A 21,865-nucleotide genomic window follows, 5' to 3' on the forward strand; every position below is an offset into this window, starting at 1 on the left:
CGGATTCAGATGTTCTAGATGTTATGACAAAGTTACATAAAAGGTAATGATCATGGCTCTTTTGGAAATGCAGCACACGCTGAAATTTGTATCATTAAATTTACACAAGTGTATACAAAAAAAGACAGCCTTACAAATAAAAGAATTAAAGACCACCACGATGTACACTAGCTCTTACAAAAGTACGATTGATGAACTTATTGCTTTGTTAATGAAGTGTTTTATAAATTTAAAACGCGTACTTTTTTGAAAAAAGAGACGCTTTGCGTCTCTTAACTTAGCCACATGTAAAGATAATTTAACTAGATTTGCTCAAGCGCTTGTGCTAAATCAGCAATAATATCGTCAGCTTCTTCAAGACCAACGGAAATACGCACAAGTCCATCTGAAATACCCGCAGCTAATCGTTCCTCTTGTGTGTAGGGCGAATGCGTCATTGATGCTGGATGTTGAATAAGGGTTTCAGCATCACCTAAGCTTACAGCTAAAGTACACAGCTTAGTTGCATTGATAAACTGCGCTCCCATTTCAAGTGTGCCTTTTAATTCAAACGCAATTACCCCCCCAGCCGCTTTCATTTGCGTGCCAATAAATTTGTTACCTGGGTGAGATGTCAAACCTGGATAATACACTTTCTCAATTTTTTCGTGCTCTGCTAAAAACTCAGCCACTTTTTGTGCATTACTGCAGTGTCTTTCCATGCGAACACTCAGTGTTTTCATACCACGTATAATTAACCAAGCATCGTGCGGACTAATAGTTGCGCCAATATCCTTTAATACAGTCAGTTTGATTGTTTCAATGTGTTCTTTACTACCACACACTAGGCCTGCAACCACATCGCCATGACCATTTAAGTATTTGGTTGCACTGTGCAGCACTATATCAATGCCAAAGTGCTTTGGTTTTTGCAGAAGTGGTGTCATAAAGGTATTATCAATCACTGAAATTAAATTATTGCGTTTGGCAAAATCACCAATAAAGGCAAGGTCAATCACCACAAGGTTTGGGTTGATTGGGGTTTCAGCGAAGATTATTTTGGTATTTGATTTTAGTGCTTTTTCAACAGCGCTATGATCTTCCATATCAACAAACGTTACTTCAATACCAAACTTTGGTAACATGTGCGAAAACAACGCAAAAGTACAACCATATACCGCTTTAGAGGCAATTAGATGATCGCCCTTTTCTAAAAAGCTAAGCACTGACGCAGAGACTGCTCCCATGCCCGTCGCTGTGGCTGCGCCATCTTCCATTTCTTCTAATGCCGCTATTTTAAGTTCTAATTCACGCGTAGTTGGGTTGCCAAGGCGCGAATAAATATAGCCAGCTTCTTCGCCGGCAAAACGTGCAGCGCCTTGGGCAGCATTGTCAAAAACAAATGTTGATGATTGATAAATTGGGGTGCTTAAAGGGCCATGGGCATGATCATGTTGTTTGCCACCATGGATACATAAGCTGTTATCTGAAAGTTGTGATTTCATACTGCTTGCTTAAATTGTAGTCATAATTATTAATTACATAATTAATGCACAACTGAAAAAACAACAAGCACGCTAGATTGTTAGATGGCTAAAATTGTATACAAAAGCCCAAAAATTCGTAAAGTTTATTTGCCACTTTGGCTATTGTCTTTAGTTTTAACGCTGTCGATTGCAAGTTTAACGCATGATGTTAACAAATTTTTCTTGCTAGGTAAGCCAGGTAACGGACGGCTTAATTCCATTGCTTTATATCCAATACGTGCGGTAAAGATACTTACACTCACCCCTTGTGCTGCACGTGCAGATAATTTTCCTGCAAGCTCGGCACTGAGGGCTGTTGTGGCAAAATCGCTAATTAATTCGGCGCTGCCTGCAAACAGCATTTGTTTTAAGGTCATTCGATACAACTTTATGCGGCTAACATAGCCTAACGGCAAACCGTAAACTTTGGTTATGTCTTCTATCATTTTAGTACTACGCCATAGCACCACTGCCATATCTACTAATGCAATAGGTGATATGGCTACCATCACCCCTGAAGTTGATGCGTATTTTTTAATGATATCTTGAGCCTGTTTATCTTGTTCTGCTAAAACAGTATTAGCATAAAGCGACATCACTTCTTTATCGGTATGGTGCTCATCTATTTGAGATAGCATCATCGCTAATTTATCATTGCTTACATGCTGATTAATCGAGGTTATAAAACGTTTAGCTTCGCCAATTTGCACCGACTCCATCAAGCGTGCACCAGCCAGCTGTTGATTTTTTGTCGATTTGAGTTTGCGTAACAAAGTAAATTCGCGGAAAACAACCTTGCCTATCAAAGCAAGCGCCGTTGTTATTGCAATGCCGTAAACGCCAGCAAGTACAGGCGATGAATTTATTGTATCAATCAGTGAAAAAATCACTTCGCTAAATACTAAAACCAACAAAGATAAAACAAAAATACGTCCAAGCCAATTTGGCTTAGAAGATGTAGCAAGGGCTTCAAGTTCATTCTCAAATTGATGTTCATCTTCTAAAAGCTCAATTTCAGTCGGTTCAATCACTTTGCCTTGTTGTAGTGTTTCTACATTTTCCAAGATTGACTGTAATTGTTGATCTTGCTCTTCAGCAAATTGATTAATTACGCGCCCTTTTTGCAATTCACTCATAGCACTTTATCCCCAATTAAATACTCAATGACATGATCTAGCCTGACATGTTCAAGCGTGTTTTGTTTTGACAATAACGGATAAAAACTAGGAAACGAAAACCCATTCTCTGGCCATTGTTCTTCTGATAACAATCTCATCGGTGGTTGTGATGGCAAGTAAGTTAGCAATTGCTCACTTTCAACTAACTTACCAAAAATACAATTGAGCATTTGACCATTTTCAGTCACTTTAACCTGTTTAGTTGCCTTGACTGAGCTCATCGCCATGGTTTCAACGGTCACACCTTGGTAATTTAAATCATTTTGCGCATCAAGAATTAAGTTGTTTAATAGCAGCGCTAAATCTTTATGATGCTCAACACTTAAATGGTCAACTTTATTAGCAGCAAATAGAATTTTGTCTATTTTTGGTGAAAATAAGCGACTTAAGAAACCACTCTTACCGTAATCAAAATGTTTAAGTAACGACTTTAAAACATCACTTTGTTCTACTAATGCATCACGCCCTTTATCCAGCGCACCCAATAAATCAACTAAAATAATTTGCCTGTCAAAACCACCAAAAAAATTACTGTAAAAGGTTTTCACCACATCTTTTTTATATTGTTCGAAACGTTGTTTTAAGGTGAATAAATAACTATTTTCAGGAGCATTTGCGAGCGTTTGGTGATCAATGGTTTTCACCGGGAAAAACAGTGTAATCGGAGCGTCTTCCAATTCACCCGGCATAATTAAACGCCCAGGTTGTAACTCTGTTAACTGGCATTGATTTTTAAAAAGTAAAAGTAAATCACGGTATGCTAGTGCTAATTCTTTTAATTGGCTGTAATCAGCTTCTTGGGACCAATCAAACTGATTTAGTTTTGCTAAAAATGCTTCACTATGTGGGTATCTTGGTGATTTTTTTAACAATGTAATTTGGCGGTTATTCCACTCTATAAATGACTCATCGAGCATGGGTAAGTCGAGCAACCACTCGCCCGGATAATCAAAAATATCAATTGTAAGTGTGGCAACTTCCGTTAAGTGCGAGCGCAAACCACTACTTGGCTTGTACTTCAAATTTAGTCGCAACGTATTTAACCGATTAGTGGATTCAGGCCATCTACCAGCCTGCAGTTCAGAAAGTGCATGCGCATAGTCAAACGTTGCAACACTTAAATCATCTTGGCCAACTAATTTACCAGCAATAAAACGCTCTTGTTGCTGCAGTGAAAAAAATGGCATCTGACTTTTTGCGTTTGTCAGGTGATGAATGAGTGAAGTGATAAAGGCTGTTTTACCGCTTTTACTGAGTCCAGTAACCGCCAGCTTAACATGTTGATCTAATCCACGCTTAACCAGCTTTGTGGCTTTTGCACGCAATTTTTGCAATTGGTCTGAATGCTTAATAACCCTCTCCTTGTATATATACCCAAGTCACCTGAAGATGCTTGATTTCAGCAAGAGATAAAGAGCATTTAGACAAGGCATTGATTGCAGGGAATGGAGTTCCCTTTTCAAAATCAATAAAGACAATGTGCTCCTGCATTGTCAACTTACCCTACATCCTTGTAGTGCAACGCGGTATAAATGCTTTTTAACCTTGCCCTTTAGGAGCTATACAGCACATTCAATCCTACGTTGTGTTAATTTGAAAGGTACCTACATTCCTTCATTAACACGCATTGACTTGAAAGCGCTGTGATAGCTCTAAAACATGCATCTTCAGGTGACTTGGGTAAAAATGGGTAAGTTATTTTCATAATCTTACCCGTTTCAATTGTTCGCTGAGTGACTATAGTTTGTTGATTTCACGGCTCACTGTAAACTCCGGTGAAGTAACGTACTTTTCCATCGCTTGTAAGCGACCATCAATACGATCAAACTGTTCTTTCAAGTCATGCAGTGCACGACGAGGTGGTTCACCTGCTTGCCACACTTTCGATTTAACTTCGATTGGTCTTTCGGTATCAACCGTTTCAGTTTTACCTTGGTGAGGTAGTGCTTCCGGCTTTACATCTAAAATAAACCAACACGCAATATAGGCTACGATAAAGAATGGGCCACCGAGCAAAAGTACTGCTGAAATAAAGATAATCCTTACCAGCCACAACTCCATATTAAAATAATCACTCAAGCCTGCACACACACCTGCTAACTTACCGCGTTTTGGGTCGCGATATAACTCACCTCTGCGTCTACTCATACTTTAGCCCTCCACTCTGGTGCCTCCGCATCTAAAATTGCTTCAAGCGTCTTAACGCGATCGGCCATTTTTTCTGCTTTATTTGCTAATTCAATAAGCTGACGGTGCTCATGTTCGCTTAATCCTTGGCTTACTTGTTTTTTGCTACGATAATGTAAAATTAACCACAAGGGTGCTACAAAAATCATAAACAAGATTGTTGGAACTGCTATTACTTCGAACCCATTCATAATGCCCTCCTGCTCCTAGCTTAATTATTATTTGTCTTTTTTAGCCATGCTTTTTTTAAGAGCAGCTAATTCATCATCAATTTTCTCTTCGTCTTGAAGACTGGCAATTTCATCTGACAAAGATTTTTTGCCCATTTCATACGATTCAATTTGTGACTCTAAGCCATCAATCTTGTTTTCGTAATGTTCAAACCGGCTTAACGCATCTTCAACTTTAGACGAGTCTAGAGCTTTTTTAACACCTAAACGAGATTCTGCTGAACGTTGACGAAGAATAATCGCTTTTTGACGTGCTTTAGCATCTGCAAGTTTATCTTGCAGTGCCGCCACTTCATGTTGTAACTTTTCGATGTGTTCTTCAACTTGTGCAAATTCATGTGCAACAGCACTTGCCGCTTCAGTCGTTTTTTTCTTTTCAACTAACGCTGAACGCGCAAGATCTTCACGATCTTTACTTAACGCAAGCTCCGCTTTAGCTTGCCAATCCGCAGCTTCCTGTTCAAGTTTCTCAACACGACGTGCTAATTCTTTCTTTTCAGCAATGGTTTTAGCTGAAGTTGAACGCACTTCTACAAGCGTATCTTCCATTTCTTGAATAATCAGGCGAACCATTTTTTCTGGATCTTCTGCCTTATCTAAAAGTGCATTAATGTTCGAATTCACAATATCTGCAAAGCGTGAAAAAATTCCCATAATACTTTCCTCAAATTTAAAATTTATGACTGACCGATATTACTTAATCAAGATGCTTGCCAACTTTAAAAAAACAGCTAACACATTGTTTTTAAATAGAAATATTTTTAAATATAAAAAACTTTAAACACAGTTAGAATTAAAATACACTAGATGTTAGCAAATTTGACCAAGAGTTAGTAAAAATGAGTCGTACTAATCAACAGGACAATCTTTTAGGCCAGTCTAACAGCTTTTTAGAAGTATTAGAGCATGTTTCTCAAGTGGCACAATTAAATAAACCAGTACTGATTATTGGCGAACGAGGAACAGGTAAAGAACTAATAGCAGCCCGTTTACACTTTCTGTCAAGCCGCTGGGACCAGAACTACGTTAAACTCAACTGCGCAGCACTGAATGAAAACTTATTAGAGAGTGAACTATTTGGTCACGAATCGGGGGCATTTACCGGTGCCAGCAAACGTCATGAAGGCCGTTTTGAACGCGCTGATGGTGGTACACTGTTTTTAGATGAATTAGCCAATACATCTGGGCTAATTCAAGAAAAGCTGTTACGTGTTATTGAATATGGTGAATTTGAACGTGTTGGGGGGAAGTCCACTGTACGCGTAAATACCCGTCTAGTGTGTGCTACCAATGAAGACTTACCCAGCCTTGCTGAACAAGGTGAGTTCCGCAGCGATTTACTCGACCGTTTAGCCTTTGATGTGATTACCCTTCCGCCACTTAGAGAGCGTAAAGAAGACATTATGCTGCTGGCGGAAAACTTTGCAATTAATATGGCAAGGGATTTAGAGTGGGAGTTATTCAGCGGTTTTACTCGTAAAGCGCAAGAAACCTTATTGGAATATCATTGGCCGGGGAATATCCGTGAGTTAAAAAATGCCGTGGAACGCAGTGTTTATCGTACAGCAAACCCGCATGTACCGGTACATGATATTATTCTTGACCCCTTTGTCAGTCCATTTAGACCAAAACATAAGGTCAAAACTAACGATAGAATTTCAACAGAATTAAATGAGACATCCATTGAAGCCGTGAGTGAAAATATCATCACCGCTAAACCCGAATTTAGCTTCCCATGTGATTTAAAAACACTCTCAAATCAGTACGAAATTGATTTAATTAATGACGCACTTAAATATTGCCAATATAATCAAAGAAAAACAGCTGAGAGTTTAGGGTTAACCTATCATCAGTTGCGGGGCTACTTAAAAAAATACAACCTATTAGATGCCAGTGCGCGAACGCTATAAAGCAACAAAATTAACGTATAAAAAAAGAAGTATCTTGCTAAGAATATTAGAATTACTTCGTATCAACTACAAAAAGGTGCCGGCTTTTATTGCTTGCACTTTTCTTGCTGCCTGCACGTTTGAAGAGCAAAAAAATATTAATGGCCTAGTGTATTGTTCCGAAGCAAATCCAGTTTCGTTTAATCCACAATTAACCACCACAGGGTCCACCATTGATATTATCTCGCATCAACTTTATAACCGTTTACTTTCGATCGATCCTTCAAGCGGAAAATATATTCCTGAACTTGCTAACAGTTGGTCACTGGAAGATGACGGCAAAAAAGTGGTTTTTAATTTAAGAGATGATGTCGATTTCCACCAAACGGATTATTTTACCCCTTCGCGAAGATTGAATGCCGATGATGTGGTGTTTACCTTTACACGCTTATTTGATGTGTATAATCCATTTCATTTTGTTGGCGGTGGTAATTACCCTTATTTCCAAAGTATTGGTTTAGATCAATCATTTCGTTCCGTCACAAAAACTGGCGAACATCAAGTTACTTTTGAGCTGTTTAGTCCCGACAGTAGCTTTTTATCAAATATGGCTACGGATTTCGCCATTGTACTTTCCAAAGAGTACGCAGATAAGCTAAGTAAAAACGATTCACTCGAAGACATCGATCGACTTCCAATTGGAACAGGTCCGTATAAGTTTAAACGATTTAAACGCGATGCTTATGTCCGTTTTTATCGCAATGAACATTATTGGCGTAATGATGTAACTATTGAGCAACTAGTCTTTGATATTACTTCTGATTCAAATACGCGTATTGCAAAAGCTCTGACCGGTGAATGTGATATTGCAGCTCACCCAAGCAGTGCACATATTGAAGTATTAAATAATCGCAATAATATTTCTGTTGAAAAGCTAGCAAATTTAAATGTTGGATATCTAGCATTTAATACTCAAAAACCCCCTTTTGATAAAGTTGAAGTGCGCCGCGCCATTTCTCATGCCATTGACAAACACAAAATACTGCAAGCGGTTTATTTTAATAATGCTGATATTGCACAGTCGATTTTACCACCAGAATCATGGGCTTATCAGGCACAACCAAATTATCCTAGTTACAACCTAGAATTAGCTAAGTCCTTACTTGAGACCGCAGGCTACAAAGACGGTTTTACTATGGATTTATGGGCTATGCCAGTAAGTCGTATTTACAATCCCAATGCACGAAAAATGGCTGAGCTTATCCAAAGTGAGTTAAAACAAATTGGGATCAAGGTAAATATAATTGAATATGAGTGGAATACCTTTCTTGAGCGTTTAACCTTACATCAACATGATTCTGTGCTCATTGGTTGGGCTGCGGATTCACCTGAGCCAGATAACTTTTTAAATCCCATTTTAAGTTGTGCGTCTGTTTTTAGTGGTAAAAACCCGTCTAATTGGTGCAATGCTGAATTTGATTTACTGCTAACTAAAGCACAAGATGCTAACGATATTAATACTCGTAAAGAGATCTATTTTGCTGCGCAACAAATGGTAGCCCAGGAGTTACCATTACTGCCAATTGCTCATGGACTTCGCCTGCAAGCAAAGTCTACCCGTGTTACCGGTATTGAGGTAATGCCATTTGGTGGAATTTCACTAGCCAATGCGAGGAAGGAATAATGCTGCGTGATTACCTCGTTAGACGGTTAACCCTCTTCTTCTTTATGCTGCTATTACTTAGCGCATTCACCTTTTCTTTGGCTTACTTATTTCCTGGGGAAGCGGTTTCTAACTTGAGTGGTATTCAATCACTTAATAGCTTTGACCGAGATATCTTAGAGCACAAATACGCGCTTGATAAGGGCTATATTTCACAATACTTTAGATTTATCTCACATATTTTTCAAGGCGATTGGGGGGTTTCTTTTTCCTCTGGACAACCGGTATTTGATCATATTAAAGAGCTTTTCCCTGCCACCATTGAGCTTGCTTTTTATGCTTTGATTGTATCTATTATTATCGGGGTGCCAGCAGGCATATTGTCTGCGGCCTATCACAAAAAACTACCGGATCTTGGGATTAATTCACTTGCGCTAATTGGAATATCAACACCCATTTTCTGGTTAGCGTTGGTATTAATTATGGTGTTTTGCTTACACCTGGGCTGGTTACCTATGAGTGGCAGAATCGGTTTACTATACGAAATACCTGATGCAACTGGCTTTATCGTTATTGATATATTGTTGAGCGACATAGATTATAAACAGCGAGCGTTAATCGATGCATTTCAACACTTAACATTGCCAACACTAGTTTTGGCTACCTACCCTACGAGTGTTCTTACGCGTTTTACCAAAGATTCAACCTTAACAGTGCTTGATAAGCCTTACATTAAAACAGCACGAGCTAAAGGTTTAACCCGTTATGAAATTATTACTCGTCATGCGCTTAAAAATGCCTTATTACCCATTATTAAACAAATCGGTTTGCAATTTAGCACGCTTATTACTCTTGCAATGATTACTGAAGTAATTTTTTCCTGGCCAGGCGTTGGCCAATGGCTAATTAATAGTATTTATCAACGTGATTATCCGGCGATTTCTGGTGGATTATTGACGGTTTCACTATTTGTGATCATCGCTAATATAGCAGCTGATATTCTGCATAACTTGTTAGATCCTGTTTCGAGAAACCAAAGCCATGGCCAAGTTTAAGTTATTTACAGAAGACTCAAACAAGTCGCCTTTACGACATTTATGGCGCAACTTTAAATCCAATCACCTGGCATTATTGGGTTTATGGATCTTTTTATTGTTGACTGCCCTTGCCATACTTGCACCATTAATAGCACCTTATGGCATCAATGAACAACATAACAATTCGTTAATTTTACCCCCTTCTTGGGACGAACACGGAAGTGTTAACTTTCTTCTTGGCACTGATGGTTTAGGGCGAGACTTGCTATCACGTTTAATGAATGGTGCCACCGCCACATTTGGTTTAGCAATTGTAACAGCCCTTCTCACCACACTTTTTGGTGTTATCTTAGGTATTATGGCAGCGCTGAGTAAAGGCTGGCGTTCATCGGTCTTAAACCATCTACTTGATGTGACACTTGCGATTCCAAGTTTATTGTTAGCCATAATAATCGTAGCTATTTTAGGTCCAGGCTTAATGAATACGGTCTGGGCGATTATTCTTTCACTGCTACCACAATATATTCACTCTATTCGAAATATTGTGAGCCAAGAGTTAAGTAAAGATTATGTTATTGCCCATCGCCTTGATGGCGCAAGTAAATGGCGAATTTTAGTTAAAGGTATTTTGCCTAATATTTACGAACAAATTGTTCTGATCTTTACTATGTCACTTTCAACAGCAATTTTGGATATAGCCGCACTTGGCTTTTTGCAATTGGGCGCGCAGCCTCCCACTGCAGAATGGGGAGCAATTTTGGCAGAGAACCTTAGCTTAATTTACTTGGCGCCTTGGACCGTTGCGCTTCCCGGTTTTTTACTCTTTATCACAATATTATCGACTAACCTTGTTGGTGATGGATTACGGCAAGCCCTACAAAAAAGAAAGGCCAGCTAATGCAGTTACTCGATATTCGAAATTTAACCATTGAACTCGATACCGGTGATACCGTGATCCGAGCAGTTGACCGTGTCAGCATTAGTTTAAAAGAAGGCGAAGTGCATGCTCTCGTTGGTGAGTCAGGCTCTGGTAAGAGTCTTATCGCAAAAGCCTTGATGGGTGTATTAAATGCGCGCTGGCGAATAACTGCCGATAGAATGCATTGGCGTGGCATTGATTTAATGCGCTTAAGTAATGAAAAACGTCGCCAGTTAATTGGCAATGAAATCGCCATGATTTATCAAGAGCCTAGCAGCTGCCTTGATCCTACAGCAAAAGTGTATAATCAGCTGATTGAGTGTATTCCACGCAATAATTTAACAGGTGACTTTTTACAAAAACGGATCGCACTGAAAAAAAGAGCAATGGCACTTTTACATAAAGTGGGTATTAAAGAACATGCCCATGTATTTGACAGTTACCCACACGAGCTATCAGAGGGCATCTGTCAAAAAGTGATGATTGCTATGGCGATTGCCCGCTCACCCAAGTTGCTGATTGCCGATGAACCTACGACCGCATTAGAAAGTACTACCCGTGCGCAAATATTCCGTTTGCTTCGCAGTTTAAATCAATTAAAAAGTATGTCTATTTTAATGATCAGCCATGAACTTTCAGAATTAAGTGATTGGACCCATGGTTTGCATGTTTTATATTGCGGTCAGATGGTTGAAGCTGGACCAACGCATACGCTGTTTAACAAACCAAAACACCCCTACACTCAAGCCTTATTAAAAAGCTTACCTGAATATAATCAAAGTCTCGCCCATAAAGCGCCACTGTATGCGCTGAAAGGCACAATCCCAACACTACAACATTTACCTATAGGCTGTCGTTTAGGCCCCCGTTGTCCGCAAGCTCAGCGCGAATGTGTAGTAACACCGCGTGTTTCAGACAGCCATGGGCACACTTATGCCTGTCATTTTCCATTAAATAAGAATAAGGAAAAGCGTTAATGGATCCGGTCTTGAAAGTGCAAGCCTTACACAAGCATTTTAACGTGCGTGCTGGACTTTTCAGAAGTAAGCAGCTTAATGCCGTCTCAGATGTCTCTTTTTGCCTTGGTAAAGGTGAAACGTTGGCTGTTATTGGGGAAACAGGTTCAGGTAAAAGCACCTTAGGGAAAATACTAGCTGGAGCGGATAATTCTAGCTCTGGCCAAATTTTACTTAATGGTCAAATTATTGAAGATGATGGCGGACGTATCTTGAACACCAAAGATATTCGTCTTATTTTTCAGGATCCAATGAAAAGCTTAAACCCTAGTAATCCTATTGGCAGTATTCTAAATGAAATTTTAGTTTTGAATACTGTTCTAGATAGCCAAGCACGTCGCGATAAAATTAATCAAACATTGTTAAATGTTGGTTTGCTTGCTGAGCACCGAAACTATTACGCACATATGTTTTCAGGTGGTCAAATACAGCGTGTAGCGCTTGCTCGAGCGATTATTTTAGATCCTAAAGTTCTGGTGTTAGATGAAGCGTTATCTTCGCTAGATCCATCAGTACGCGCCCAAACGGTTAACCTATTATTACGCCTGCAACGCGAAACTGGATTGAGTTATGTATTAATTACCAATCATTTAAGTTTAGTAAAGCATATGAGTGACAGCTTGTTATTACTGCATAAAGGTGAGGTTGTTGAATATGGTGAAACTCACAAAGTGTTTAGTAATCCGCAAACAAAACTTGCTGAACGCATGCTCGCCAGCTAATCATAACGTTCTGATATTAAATAAATTTAAAGTGCAATAGCTCTATTTGAAACAAAACGTATAAAAGCTGTATCTTTTTTGTTTGATAAAACAGAATTTACTACTTCCCACGAAGATAATTCGAACCGGAGCATTTAAATATTTTTGTCTTTATCTTAGATAAAGGCTTTTCATTCTCCAAATTTAAGATTGAACAGTAACGACCTTACTGGATAAGAAGACACGGATAATTTAAAAGCGAGAAAATAATCTCTTTGCGCTCTCTTAGGTATAGATGTCATGACATTATCCAAATTTAAGTTGGAAAAGTGTCAACCTTATTTAGCACGGGACAACAGAAATAAAAAAAGCACCAAAAGGCGCTTTTTTTATTGGATAAAACATTATAGGTTTGGCTCTTGTGCAGCCACTGACGCTGTTTTTACATCAGCATTGTCTTGTAGCGCTCTAATAAAGCCTTCATAGTGTTTATTCACTTGTTGACGAGCAATACCGTCACGCATTTGTTCGTTAATCTCTGTCTCTGGAGCATCGTACACTTTATTTAAGACCACTAAGCTAACATCACCACTTCCTAATGTTACTAGCTCAGAGCTTTGCACTTCAGCGCTTGGAGTTGGCATTTTAAATACTGCTTGAACAACTTCGTATGAAGGTGTAAATGATTGACGCTTCACGCCTGCAGTCGCAACGACTTCTACATTTGCCTTTGCTGCAATGTCACTCAGTGCTGTACCTGCTTGTAAACTTGCATAAAGCTCTTGTGCTTTTTCTTTTGCAAGCTCACTTGCTTTTTGGTTTTCAAGCGTAAGCTGAATACCTGCTGATACTTCTTCAAGTGGTTTAACTGCAGCGGCTTTATGTTCTTTTGCACGGATAAACACAATATGCTCATCAGCAATTTCAATTAACTCAGAGTTAACGCCGTCTTCTAAAATCTCAACAGAAAATGCAGTATTTAACACCTTAGGATTATTTAATGGCGCTGGTGCATTGTTACGCGAAAAAAGTTCCGTAGATTTCACTTCAACACCTGCAACTTCTGCTGCATCCTTAAGACTGTCAGCGACTTCAAATGCAAGATCAGCAACACGTGTTTGCACTTCATAAAATTGATTTAAACGCTTATCAAGCTCTAATTGTGATTTAATTTCAGCTGAAACATCCGCAAGCTGTTTAACTTGCTCTGGCTCATAATCCGTCAGCTTAATGATATGGTAACCGAATTCAGTTTGCACAACGTCAGATAAATCACCGACACTTTCAAGTGCAAATGCTGCAGCTTCAAATTCTGGATCCATCATATCACGATCAATCCACTCAAGATCACCACCAATTTCAGCACTGACTAAATCGTCTGATTTCTCTTTTGCAATTGCCGCAAAATCAGCACCATTTTGTAGTTCAACAAGAATTTCTCCTGCTTTAGCTTGTGCTGCTGCATCGTCGTCTAAGTTCTCAACAAGAATATGAGCTACACGGCGACGTTCAGGTTCCATGTAAAGTGCTTTGTTCTCTTCATAATTTGCTGCAATTTCAATATCTGTTACAGCTTCTTCCAGTGGGAGTTCAGATCCTTTTAGCTCAATGTAGTCCAAAGCCACCATCTCTGGTGCCATAAACTGGTTTTGATTAAGCTGGTAATATTCTTTAATTTCATCTTCAGAAACCGTTACTTCTGATTTGAAATTTGCCGCACTCAAGGTTACAGATTCAATATCACGTAATTGATTTTGTAATTTAACCGTTGCTGTTAATTCGTTTTCTAGCGTGAAATCCGTTGCAATTAAGGCAGACGCTAGCTGGTTAAGTGTCATTTCTTTACGAAGATAATCACGGAAACCATCTGGCTGATAGTTCATCTGACGGATTACTTGCAGGTAACGGTCGTTATTAAACTCACCAGCAACCTGAAACGCAGGAATGTTACGAATTTCTTCTTTGATTGCTTCATCGCTAACACGTAATCCAAGCTCTTGCGCAAGTTGCATTTGTAATTCTTGTTGTACTAAGCGCTGGATAACATTTTCACGCATACGTGCTGTGTATGCTGGATCTGAAGCGATTTGTGAAAAATATTCACCAAATTGCTGCTCAAGACGGCTGCGTTCGTTCTCATAAGCACGAGCGAAGCTCATCTGGCTAATTTCCTTGCCATTGACAGTTGCAACAGGCGTTTCCGTAGGTTGACCTAAATAACTACCAATACCGGCAAGAGCAAATGATAAAATCACCAAGGTTAAAATGACTTTTGCCGTTGCACCTTGTGAACCTTCTCTGATTCTCTCTAGCATTGTTTTTTCTCTTATTTCTGTTTCAGTTAGTACTGAAATGACTGCATCACTGCCGAGTTTATTAGTGACTACATTCGTTAAACGTACATCTTTTGCACAACTAAGCGAACATAATTACAGGACGCTATATATGTAAAAAGCGCATCTTAGCAGATGCGCCTTTTTACTTGAAGATTAAAATTGCTGTTTCAATGGTTAATTTGAAAACGGCAAGTTTAGCCTTCTACAGTCAATTAGTTTACTGCGTCTTTTAGAGCTTTACCCGCTTTAAAAGAAGGAATATTTGCAGCAGCAATCTCAATTGATTCACCAGTTTGTGGGTTACGGCCAGTACGTGCTGCACGCTCACGTACAGAGAAAGTACCAAAACCTACTAATGCAACAGAGTCACCGTCTTTTAGTGCACTTGTTACTGCATCGATAAAAGAATCTAACGCACGGCCAGCCGCTGCTTTAGAAATATCTGCATCTGTTGCGATTTGATCAACTAGTTGAGACTTGTTCACAATATCATCCCCTTCCATTGTTATTATTTAATCGTGGTTTATTACCACACAAAGGCTAAGTTAATGCACCAAAATAATGCGTTAAATTAACGATAAAAATTCGCGCTAATCACCGTCGTTAAAGGGCTAGCAAAAAAATTACAGTGCCTAAGTTAGCACAGAGATTTTATTTGAAAAGCCCTTTTCGATGGTTTTTGATGAATTTTTTTAATTTTTTGCCGTTTCGATTGAAAAACTAGCAATTGGCTCTGCTAAAGCGAGCTCTAAAACCTCTTCAATCTGCTTCACAGGGTGAATTGATAGGCCTTCCATCACGTTTTCAGGAATTTCCTTTAAGTCACGCTCATTCTCTTTTGGAATAATTACAGTCTTAATGCCACCACGGTGTGCCGCTAACAGCTTTTCTTTTAAGCCACCAATTGGTAATACTTCACCACGCAAGGTGATTTCACCTGTCATCGCCACATCTGAACGTACAGGATTGCCTGTTAAGCTCGAAACTAAACCTGTTACCATCGCAATACCCGCACTTGGTCCATCTTTTGGCGTAGCGCCTTCTGGTACGTGTACGTGAATATCACGCTTTTCATAAAAATCGGCATTTATACGCAATGTTTCGGCGCGACTACGCACTACCGTCATCGCTGCTTGAATTGACTCTTGCATCACATCACCAAGCGAGCCGGTATAATTTAATTTACCTTTACCCGCCATAGAAGCGCATTCAATTGTCAGTAAGTCACCGCCAACTTCCGTCCAAGCAAGGCCGGTTACTTGACCTATTTTATTGCTGCCTTCAGCTTTACCATAATCGTGACGTCTAACACCTAAGTAGTCTTCAAGGCTATCTTCGTTAATAACTACTTGTTTAAGTGACTTATCAAGGAGAATGTTTTTAACTGCTTTACGACAAAGTTTTGAAATTTCACGCTCTAAGCTACGCACACCAGCTTCACGAGTGTAGTAACGGATAATCCCGATAATCGCGCTATCTTCAATTGAGATTTCTGTGTCATTTAATCCATTACGTTTAATTTGTTTAGGAATTAAATGGCGAATTGCAATATTCAGCTTTTCGTCTTCGGTGTAACCCGCTAAACGAATTACTTCCATACGGTCTAATAATGGCCCTGGAATATTAAAGCTGTTTGATGTTGCCACAAACATAACGTCGCTTAAGTCGTAATCAACTTCTAAATAGTGGTCGTTAAAGCTGGTATTTTGTTCAGGGTCTAGTACTTCCAGTAATGCAGATGCTGGATCACCACGCATATCTGATGACATTTTATCAATTTCATCAAGCAAGAATAATGGGTTTTTAACGCCCACTTTAGACATGTTCTGAACAATTTTACCCGGCATAGAGCCAATGTAAGTACGACGGTGACCGCGGATCTCAGCTTCATCTCGAACCCCACCTAGCGCCATACGCACGTACTTACGCCCTGTTGAGCGAGCAATCGATTGGCCCAAAGAAGTTTTACCTACACCAGGAGGACCAACCAAACATAAAATTGGCCCTTTTAATTTATTTGTGCGATGTTGAACTGCAAGATACTCGATAATACGTTCTTTAACTTTGTCTAAACCATAGTGATCGGCATCTAAAATTTCCTGCGCTTTAGCAAGGTCTTTTTTTACCTTAGAACGCTTTTTCCAAGGTACACCTATCATGGTATCTATATACGTTCTTACCACCGTAGCTTCTGCCGACATTGGCGACATCATTTTCAGTTTATTAAGCTCAGACTTAGTTTTGTCTTCAGCTTCAGTTGGCATTGCCGCTTCTTCAATCTTTTTAGTCAAACCTTCAAATTCGTCAGGGACATCATCCATATCACCTAATTCTTTTTGAATCGCTTTCATTTGCTCATTGAGGTAATACTCACGCTGACTCTTTTCCATTTGCTTTTTAACGCGAGAACGGATTTTCTTCTCAACTTGTAATACATCAATTTCACCTTCCATCAGTGCCATTAAGTATTCAAGGCGTTCTTTTACATCGGCAAACTCAAGTGCTTTTTGCTTTTCTGCGACCTTAAGCGGCATATGTGCCGCCATGGTGTCTGCTAGGCGCGCTGTTTCTTCAATGCCAGAAACTGAACTGAGTACCTCTGGTGCAATCTTTTTATTCAGTTTGACGTAACCTTCAAACTGATTGACAGCACTGCGCATAAATACGTCTTGCTCTGTCTCGGGAATTTCAGTGGATTGTAAAAACTCTGCGTTAGCTACGAAAAATTCATCGGTAGATACAAATTCCTTCACTGCTGCACGTTGCGTACCTTCAACCAGTACTTTAACAGTACCGTCAGGCAGTTTTAAAAGTTGTAGAATCGTGGCGACAGTACCTACTTGGTAGATATCTGATGACTCTGGCTCATCAATATTGGAATCTTTTTGCGCGACAAGCAGTATCTGCTTATCGTTATCCATAGCTGCTTCCAGGCATTTAATCGACTTTTCACGACCAACAAATAGTGGGATAACCATATGTGGGTATACCACTACATCACGAAGCGCGAGAACTGGAATTTCAATCGTATCGGTACGTTCAAGGGTCATACTTGTTCCTTGCGTAAAACTGGTAACTAAAGCTGCACTAAACTGTATTTAGTTTAGCCAGCGAATTATAAATTTTTAGATTATTGGTGAATATGGGGATCTCTTTTAAAGAGATCAATGCTTTTATAAAAAAAGGAGCCATTAGGCCCCTTTTTCGTACAATAATAAATCAATTATTCAGAAACTGCTTTGTCAGGGGTCGTATTCTCATAAATAAGAATGGGATCTGACTCACCTTTAATCACTGTTTCATCAATCACCACTTTTGATACCTCTTCCATTGAAGGAAGTTCATACATGGTATCAAGTAACACACCTTCGACAATTGAACGTAAACCACGAGCACCGGTTTTGCGCTCCATTGCTTTGTGAGCAATTGCTTTTAAAGCATCATCACGGAACTCTAACTCTACATTTTCCATTTCGAACAGAGATGCATACTGTTTTGTTAGTGCATTTTTAGGTTCACTTAGAATTTGAACAAGCGCTGCTTCATCAAGTTCCCCTAATGTAGCGACAACTGGCAGACGACCAATAAATTCTGGGATTAGACCATATTTTACTAAGTCTTCTGGCTCAACATCTTGGAACGCTTCAGTGAGTGAACGTTTAGAATCACTTGATTTAACGTCAACACCAAAACCAATACCGGTATTCTTAGTGCTGCGAGCCTCAATAACTTTATCAAGACCTGCAAACGCACCACCACAAATAAAGAGGATTTTAGAGGTATCTACCTGCAAAAACTCTTGCTGTGGGTGCTTTCGGCCACCTTGCGGCGGCACAGAAGCAACAGTACCTTCAATCAGTTTAAGTAGTGCTTGCTGAACACCTTCACCTGAAACATCACGTGTGATTGAAGGGTTATCTGCTTTACGAGAAATCTTGTCAATTTCATCGATATACACAATACCGCGCTGTGCTTTTTCAACGTCATAATCACATTTTTGCAATAATTTCTGAATAATGTTTTCAACATCTTCACCAACATAACCTGCTTCAGTTAATGTGGTTGCATCAGCCATCGTGAATGGCACGTCAAGTAGCTTCGCCATTGTTTCAGCAAGTAATGTTTTACCACTCCCTGTAGGACCGATAAGCAAGATATTACTCTTACCTAATTCCACTGGATTCTTACCACCTAAATGACGTAGGCGTTTGTAGTGGTTATACACCGCTACCGACAATACTTTTTTCGCGTGCTCTTGGCCAATAACATAGTCATCTAAGTTACCGCGAATTTCCTTCGGTGTTGGTAAACTATCTTGGCTCGCTTGTGCAGGCGCAATATCTTTTATTTCTTCACGAATAATGTCATTACAAAGTTCCACACATTCATCACAGATATAAACTGATGGCCCTGCGATAAGTTTACGAACTTCGTGCTGGCTTTTACCACAAAATGAACAGTACAATAATTTACCGCTCTTATCGCCGTCACTTCGATTTTCAGACATTAAGCTACCTCTTAATATTCTTCTCGACCTTTATGTTTATAAAAACAAAAGGTAACTAATTTACAACGAGCTTCTTTACCAGTATGGCAAAGGATTTATAGCAGCGCTAAATATTAATCTCGTTGTGAAAGTATGCCGTCAACTAAACCATAGTCAACCGCTTGTTGAGCACTCATGAAATTATCTCGATCAGTGTCATTTGCGACAACGTCAAGTGGTTGCCCTGTGTGCTCAGCCATTAATCTATTCAGTTTATCTTTAATTGATAAAATTTCTTTAGCATGAATTTCAAAATCAGAAGCCTGACCTTGGAATCCCCCCAGTGGTTGGTGGATCATCACGCGTGAATTTGGTAAACAGAAACGCTTACCTTTTGTACCACCTGATAATAAAAATGCCCCCATGCTTGCCGCTTGTCCAATACACACTGTACTGATATTCGGCTTGATAAAGTTCATTGTATCGTAAATTGCCATACCCGCCGTTACTGAACCACCTGGCGAATTGATATAAATAAAAATATCTTTTTCAGGGTTTTCTGATTCTAAAAACAACAACTGCGCAACAATTAAATTTGCCATATTGTCTTCAACTTGACCTGTTAAAAAGATAACACGTTCTTTTAATAATCGCGAATAGATGTCGTAAGAGCGCTCACCTTTAGCTGTTTGCTCAACAACCATAGGTACTAATGCATTTAAAGGATCGAGTGGATTATTTAACATTATTAATACTTTCCTTTTGTGTTAACAAAGTCCAAAGCTAGTTTTGTTAACATATGACGCTGAAACAATGCGGAATTCACATTCCAACTGATTATCAGATTACCGGCAATAAAAATGGCCCGGTACAAACTGCAAATTTTGCAGAGATACACGAGCCATTTAATCGTTAGCTAACGTTTAAGTCAATGACTTATTGCGCAGCTTGTGGGTTCATGATGTCATCAAAGCCTTTCGCTACTTCTGTAACAGTCGCTTTTGCAAGTACTGAATCAATTGCAGCTTCTTCAAGTGCAACATTACGCATTTGTTGCATTAGTTGCTCGTTTGACTTGTAGTATTCAACAACTTCATTTGGATCTTCATATGCAGAAGCCATAGTAGCGATTAGCTCTTCAACTTTAGCGTCGTCAGGCTTGATTTCGTTTGACTTGATTACTTCACCTAGAAGTAGTCCAGTTTTAACGCGGGTTGCCGCTTGATCTTGGAAAAGCTCAGCTGGAAGCTCAGGCATGTTTTGCGCATTGCCGCCAAAACGCTGTGCAGCTTGCTGACGAAGTACATCGATTTCTTGAGTGATAAGTGCTTTAGGCGCATCAATTTCGTTAGTTTCAAGAAGACCTTTGATTACTTGATCTTTAACCTGTGCTTTAACAGCTTGGTCAAGTTCACGACTCATGTTCTTCTTAACTTCTTCTTTAAGCGCGTCTAAACCTCCCTCTGTAATACCGAAGTTAACAGCAAATTCATCTGTTAGTTCTGGAAGTTCTTGAACTTCTACTTTATTAACAGTAATTGTGAATTGCGCTGGCTTACCTTTTAGGTTCTCAGCGTGGTACTCTTCAGGGAAAGTTACGTCAACAACAACCTCTTCGCCTGCTTTTTTACCTACGATACCATCTTCAAAGCCTGGGATCATACGACCTTGGCCAAGTTCTAATGGGAAGTTTTCAGCTTTACCGCCTTCAAACTCTTCACCGTCGATAGTACCAACAAAGTTAATTGTTACACGGTTATCAGCAGCAGCAGCTTCTTCAGTTTCAACCCAAGTAGCGTGTTGCTTGCGAAGCGTTACTAGCATATTTTCAAGATCAGCGTCAGTTACTTCAACAACTGGCTTTTCAACAGCGATTTTTTCTAAATCTTTGATTTCAACTTCTGGGTAAACTTCAAACGTTGCAGAGAACTCTAAATCTTTACCTGCTTCAAGCGCTTTTGGCTCAAATGAAGGAGCACCTGCTGGGTTTAGTTTCTCAGCAATTACAGCATCGATGTACTGACGTTGCATTAGGTCACCAGCTACTTCTTGACGAACTGCAGCACCATAACGCTTATTGATGATAGACACAGGAACTTTACCTGGACGGAAACCATCTACACGCTGTGTTCTAGAAAGTTGTTGTAAGCGTTTTTTAACTTCAGTATCAATGTTCTCAGCAGGAACAGTGATCGTAATACGGCGCTCTAGGCCTTGAGTAGTCTCAACAGAAACTTGCATGTTTTACCTCAATCTTTTTAATTTGGCGTTTCTACGCCTTCCTTTACCCAGTGAGAGTTTATTAATATTTTTGCTAAACCCTGTGCCCACTGTGGAATAAACCTAATACCAATCTGATAATCAAACCCTAAAATTTGCTTACCAGATTGGTATAAAGCGTTTCAAGTTAAACTTTAGACGCGGCATTATAACGCAATAATTGAGATAGTCGAGTATCCTAACGAAATTATTAAAAATGGTTAGAAATAGCAGTATTATTAAGGGAATTAGGCTGTAAATTTAGGATTTATTGAGAGAATAAATTGGTCGGCGTTGCAGGATTTGAACCTGCGACCCCTTGGACCCAAACCAAGTGCGCTACCAAGCTGCGCTAAACGCCGATAAAGAGAATTTACTGTAATGGTCGGCGTTGCAGGATTTGAACCTGCGACCCCTTGGACCCAAACCAAGTGCGCTACCAAGCTGCGCTAAACGCCG

The 21,865-nt window shown here is 39.5% G+C and carries 18 protein-coding genes and 2 tRNA genes; 6 read left to right on the forward strand and 14 right to left on the reverse strand.

Going from position 1 to position 21,865, the window contains the following annotated elements:
• Positions 1–302: 302 nt before the first annotated feature.
• From megL to pspA, 6 genes are all read right to left on the reverse strand, one after another.
• On the reverse strand, positions 303–1,484 hold the full coding sequence (gene megL / locus ABYD77_RS10375; protein ID WP_372769578.1) for a methionine gamma-lyase: 1,182 nt from the start codon (positions 1,482–1,484) through the stop codon (positions 303–305).
• Between the two features lie 125 nt (positions 1,485–1,609).
• The gene (locus ABYD77_RS10380; protein WP_372769580.1) at positions 1,610–2,641 is read right to left on the reverse strand and encodes a TIGR01620 family protein; all 1,032 of its coding nucleotides are present in this window, start codon (positions 2,639–2,641) and stop codon (positions 1,610–1,612) included.
• A complete protein-coding gene (locus ABYD77_RS10385) occupies positions 2,638–4,017 on the reverse strand; it encodes a YcjX family protein (RefSeq protein WP_372769581.1) in 1,380 nt (459 codons plus the stop codon). The genes ABYD77_RS10380 and ABYD77_RS10385 overlap by 4 nt, the downstream gene beginning before the upstream one ends.
• Before the next feature lie 403 nt (positions 4,018–4,420).
• On the reverse strand, positions 4,421–4,831 hold the full coding sequence (gene pspC / locus ABYD77_RS10390; protein ID WP_372769583.1) for an envelope stress response membrane protein PspC: 411 nt from the start codon (positions 4,829–4,831) through the stop codon (positions 4,421–4,423).
• A complete protein-coding gene (pspB, locus tag ABYD77_RS10395) occupies positions 4,828–5,061 on the reverse strand; it encodes an envelope stress response membrane protein PspB (RefSeq protein ID WP_372769585.1) in 234 nt (77 codons plus the stop codon). The genes pspC and pspB overlap by 4 nt, the downstream gene beginning before the upstream one ends.
• A gap of 27 nt (positions 5,062–5,088) precedes the next feature.
• On the reverse strand, positions 5,089–5,754 hold the full coding sequence (gene pspA / locus ABYD77_RS10400; RefSeq protein ID WP_372769587.1) for a phage shock protein PspA: 666 nt from the start codon (positions 5,752–5,754) through the stop codon (positions 5,089–5,091).
• A 185-nt stretch (positions 5,755–5,939) separates the two neighbouring features.
• Here pspA and pspF point away from each other — a divergent pair, with 185 nt between their 5' ends.
• The 6 genes from pspF to ABYD77_RS10430 are packed head-to-tail and all read left to right on the forward strand — an operon-like array spanning position 5,940 to position 12,346.
• Positions 5,940–7,010 (forward strand): phage shock protein operon transcriptional activator, encoded by a 1,071-nt coding sequence (gene pspF, locus ABYD77_RS10405; RefSeq protein WP_372769589.1) that lies wholly within the window; start codon positions 5,940–5,942, stop codon positions 7,008–7,010.
• Positions 6,988–8,673: an ABC transporter substrate-binding protein gene (locus tag ABYD77_RS10410; protein ID WP_372769591.1), complete on the forward strand. Its 1,686-nt coding sequence runs from the start codon at positions 6,988–6,990 to the stop codon at positions 8,671–8,673. Before pspF ends, ABYD77_RS10410 begins: the two co-directional genes overlap by 23 nt.
• Positions 8,673–9,707, forward strand: a complete 1,035-nt coding sequence (locus ABYD77_RS10415; protein ID WP_372769593.1) for an ABC transporter permease — start codon at positions 8,673–8,675, stop codon at positions 9,705–9,707. The genes ABYD77_RS10410 and ABYD77_RS10415 overlap by 1 nt, the downstream gene beginning before the upstream one ends.
• The gene (locus ABYD77_RS10420) at positions 9,694–10,587 is read left to right on the forward strand and encodes an ABC transporter permease subunit (RefSeq protein WP_372769595.1); all 894 of its coding nucleotides are present in this window, start codon (positions 9,694–9,696) and stop codon (positions 10,585–10,587) included. Before ABYD77_RS10415 ends, ABYD77_RS10420 begins: the two co-directional genes overlap by 14 nt.
• Positions 10,587–11,585 (forward strand): oligopeptide/dipeptide ABC transporter ATP-binding protein, encoded by a 999-nt coding sequence (locus tag ABYD77_RS10425; RefSeq protein WP_372769597.1) that lies wholly within the window; start codon positions 10,587–10,589, stop codon positions 11,583–11,585. The genes ABYD77_RS10420 and ABYD77_RS10425 overlap by 1 nt, the downstream gene beginning before the upstream one ends.
• Complete coding sequence (locus ABYD77_RS10430; protein ID WP_372769599.1) at positions 11,585–12,346, forward strand: ATP-binding cassette domain-containing protein; 762 nt, start codon at positions 11,585–11,587, stop codon at positions 12,344–12,346. The genes ABYD77_RS10425 and ABYD77_RS10430 overlap by 1 nt, the downstream gene beginning before the upstream one ends.
• A 383-nt stretch (positions 12,347–12,729) precedes the next feature.
• On the opposite strand, the gene ABYD77_RS10435 is transcribed toward ABYD77_RS10430, so the two are convergent.
• The 8 genes from ABYD77_RS10435 to ABYD77_RS10470 all read right to left on the reverse strand — a co-directional run bounded on the left by ABYD77_RS10435 (position 12,730) and on the right by ABYD77_RS10470 (position 21,865).
• Positions 12,730–14,640, reverse strand: a complete 1,911-nt coding sequence (locus ABYD77_RS10435) for a SurA N-terminal domain-containing protein (protein ID WP_372769601.1) — start codon at positions 14,638–14,640, stop codon at positions 12,730–12,732.
• 233 nt (positions 14,641–14,873) lie between these two features.
• Positions 14,874–15,146 carry a nucleoid-associated protein HU-beta gene (gene hupB / locus ABYD77_RS10440; protein WP_372769603.1) on the reverse strand — a complete coding sequence of 91 codons (273 nt, stop codon included), beginning with the start codon at positions 15,144–15,146 and terminating at the stop codon, positions 14,874–14,876.
• Positions 15,147–15,353: 207 nt separating this feature from the next.
• Positions 15,354–17,711, reverse strand: coding sequence for an endopeptidase La (gene lon, locus ABYD77_RS10445; protein WP_372769605.1), 2,358 nt, complete (start codon positions 17,709–17,711; stop codon positions 15,354–15,356).
• Positions 17,712–17,884: 173 nt separating this feature from the next.
• Positions 17,885–19,168: an ATP-dependent protease ATP-binding subunit ClpX gene (gene clpX / locus ABYD77_RS10450; protein WP_372769607.1), complete on the reverse strand. Its 1,284-nt coding sequence runs from the start codon at positions 19,166–19,168 to the stop codon at positions 17,885–17,887.
• Between the two features lie 113 nt (positions 19,169–19,281).
• A complete protein-coding gene (clpP, locus tag ABYD77_RS10455; protein WP_372769609.1) occupies positions 19,282–19,893 on the reverse strand; it encodes an ATP-dependent Clp endopeptidase proteolytic subunit ClpP in 612 nt (203 codons plus the stop codon).
• A 190-nt stretch (positions 19,894–20,083) separates the two neighbouring features.
• Positions 20,084–21,388 (reverse strand): trigger factor, encoded by a 1,305-nt coding sequence (tig, locus tag ABYD77_RS10460; protein WP_372769611.1) that lies wholly within the window; start codon positions 21,386–21,388, stop codon positions 20,084–20,086.
• Between the two features lie 303 nt (positions 21,389–21,691).
• Positions 21,692–21,768: transfer RNA gene (locus ABYD77_RS10465), tRNA-Pro, on the reverse strand.
• 20 nt (positions 21,769–21,788) lie between these two features.
• Positions 21,789–21,865, reverse strand: a tRNA-Pro gene (locus ABYD77_RS10470).

The sequence above is a fragment of the Pseudoalteromonas sp. genome (genome assembly GCF_041629635.1).
Classification (GTDB): domain Bacteria; phylum Pseudomonadota; class Gammaproteobacteria; order Enterobacterales; family Alteromonadaceae; genus Pseudoalteromonas.

Bases quoted from the DNA above. Each gene is read 5' to 3' on its own strand.
- megL (WP_372769578.1), bottom strand. From the start codon at position 1,484: ATGAAATCACAACTTTCAGATAACAGCTTATGTATCCATGGTGGCAAA.
- ABYD77_RS10380 (WP_372769580.1), bottom strand. From the start codon at position 2,641: ATGAGTGAATTGCAAAAAGGGCGCGTAATTAATCAATTTGCTGAAGAG.
- pspC (WP_372769583.1), bottom strand. From the start codon at position 4,831: ATGAGTAGACGCAGAGGTGAGTTATATCGCGACCCAAAACGCGGTAAG.
- pspB (WP_372769585.1), bottom strand. From the start codon at position 5,061: ATGAATGGGTTCGAAGTAATAGCAGTTCCAACAATCTTGTTTATGATT.
- pspA (WP_372769587.1), bottom strand. From the start codon at position 5,754: ATGGGAATTTTTTCACGCTTTGCAGATATTGTGAATTCGAACATTAAT.
- pspF (WP_372769589.1), top strand. From the start codon at position 5,940: ATGAGTCGTACTAATCAACAGGACAATCTTTTAGGCCAGTCTAACAGC.
- ABYD77_RS10410 (WP_372769591.1), top strand. From the start codon at position 6,988: ATGCCAGTGCGCGAACGCTATAAAGCAACAAAATTAACGTATAAAAAA.
- ABYD77_RS10415 (WP_372769593.1), top strand. From the start codon at position 8,673: ATGCTGCGTGATTACCTCGTTAGACGGTTAACCCTCTTCTTCTTTATG.
- ABYD77_RS10420 (WP_372769595.1), top strand. From the start codon at position 9,694: ATGGCCAAGTTTAAGTTATTTACAGAAGACTCAAACAAGTCGCCTTTA.
- ABYD77_RS10425 (WP_372769597.1), top strand. From the start codon at position 10,587: ATGCAGTTACTCGATATTCGAAATTTAACCATTGAACTCGATACCGGT.
- ABYD77_RS10430 (WP_372769599.1), top strand. From the start codon at position 11,585: ATGGATCCGGTCTTGAAAGTGCAAGCCTTACACAAGCATTTTAACGTG.
- ABYD77_RS10435 (WP_372769601.1), bottom strand. From the start codon at position 14,640: ATGCTAGAGAGAATCAGAGAAGGTTCACAAGGTGCAACGGCAAAAGTC.
- lon (WP_372769605.1), bottom strand. From the start codon at position 17,711: ATGACCCTTGAACGTACCGATACGATTGAAATTCCAGTTCTCGCGCTT.
- clpX (WP_372769607.1), bottom strand. From the start codon at position 19,168: ATGTCTGAAAATCGAAGTGACGGCGATAAGAGCGGTAAATTATTGTAC.
- clpP (WP_372769609.1), bottom strand. From the start codon at position 19,893: ATGTTAAATAATCCACTCGATCCTTTAAATGCATTAGTACCTATGGTT.
- tig (WP_372769611.1), bottom strand. From the start codon at position 21,388: ATGCAAGTTTCTGTTGAGACTACTCAAGGCCTAGAGCGCCGTATTACG.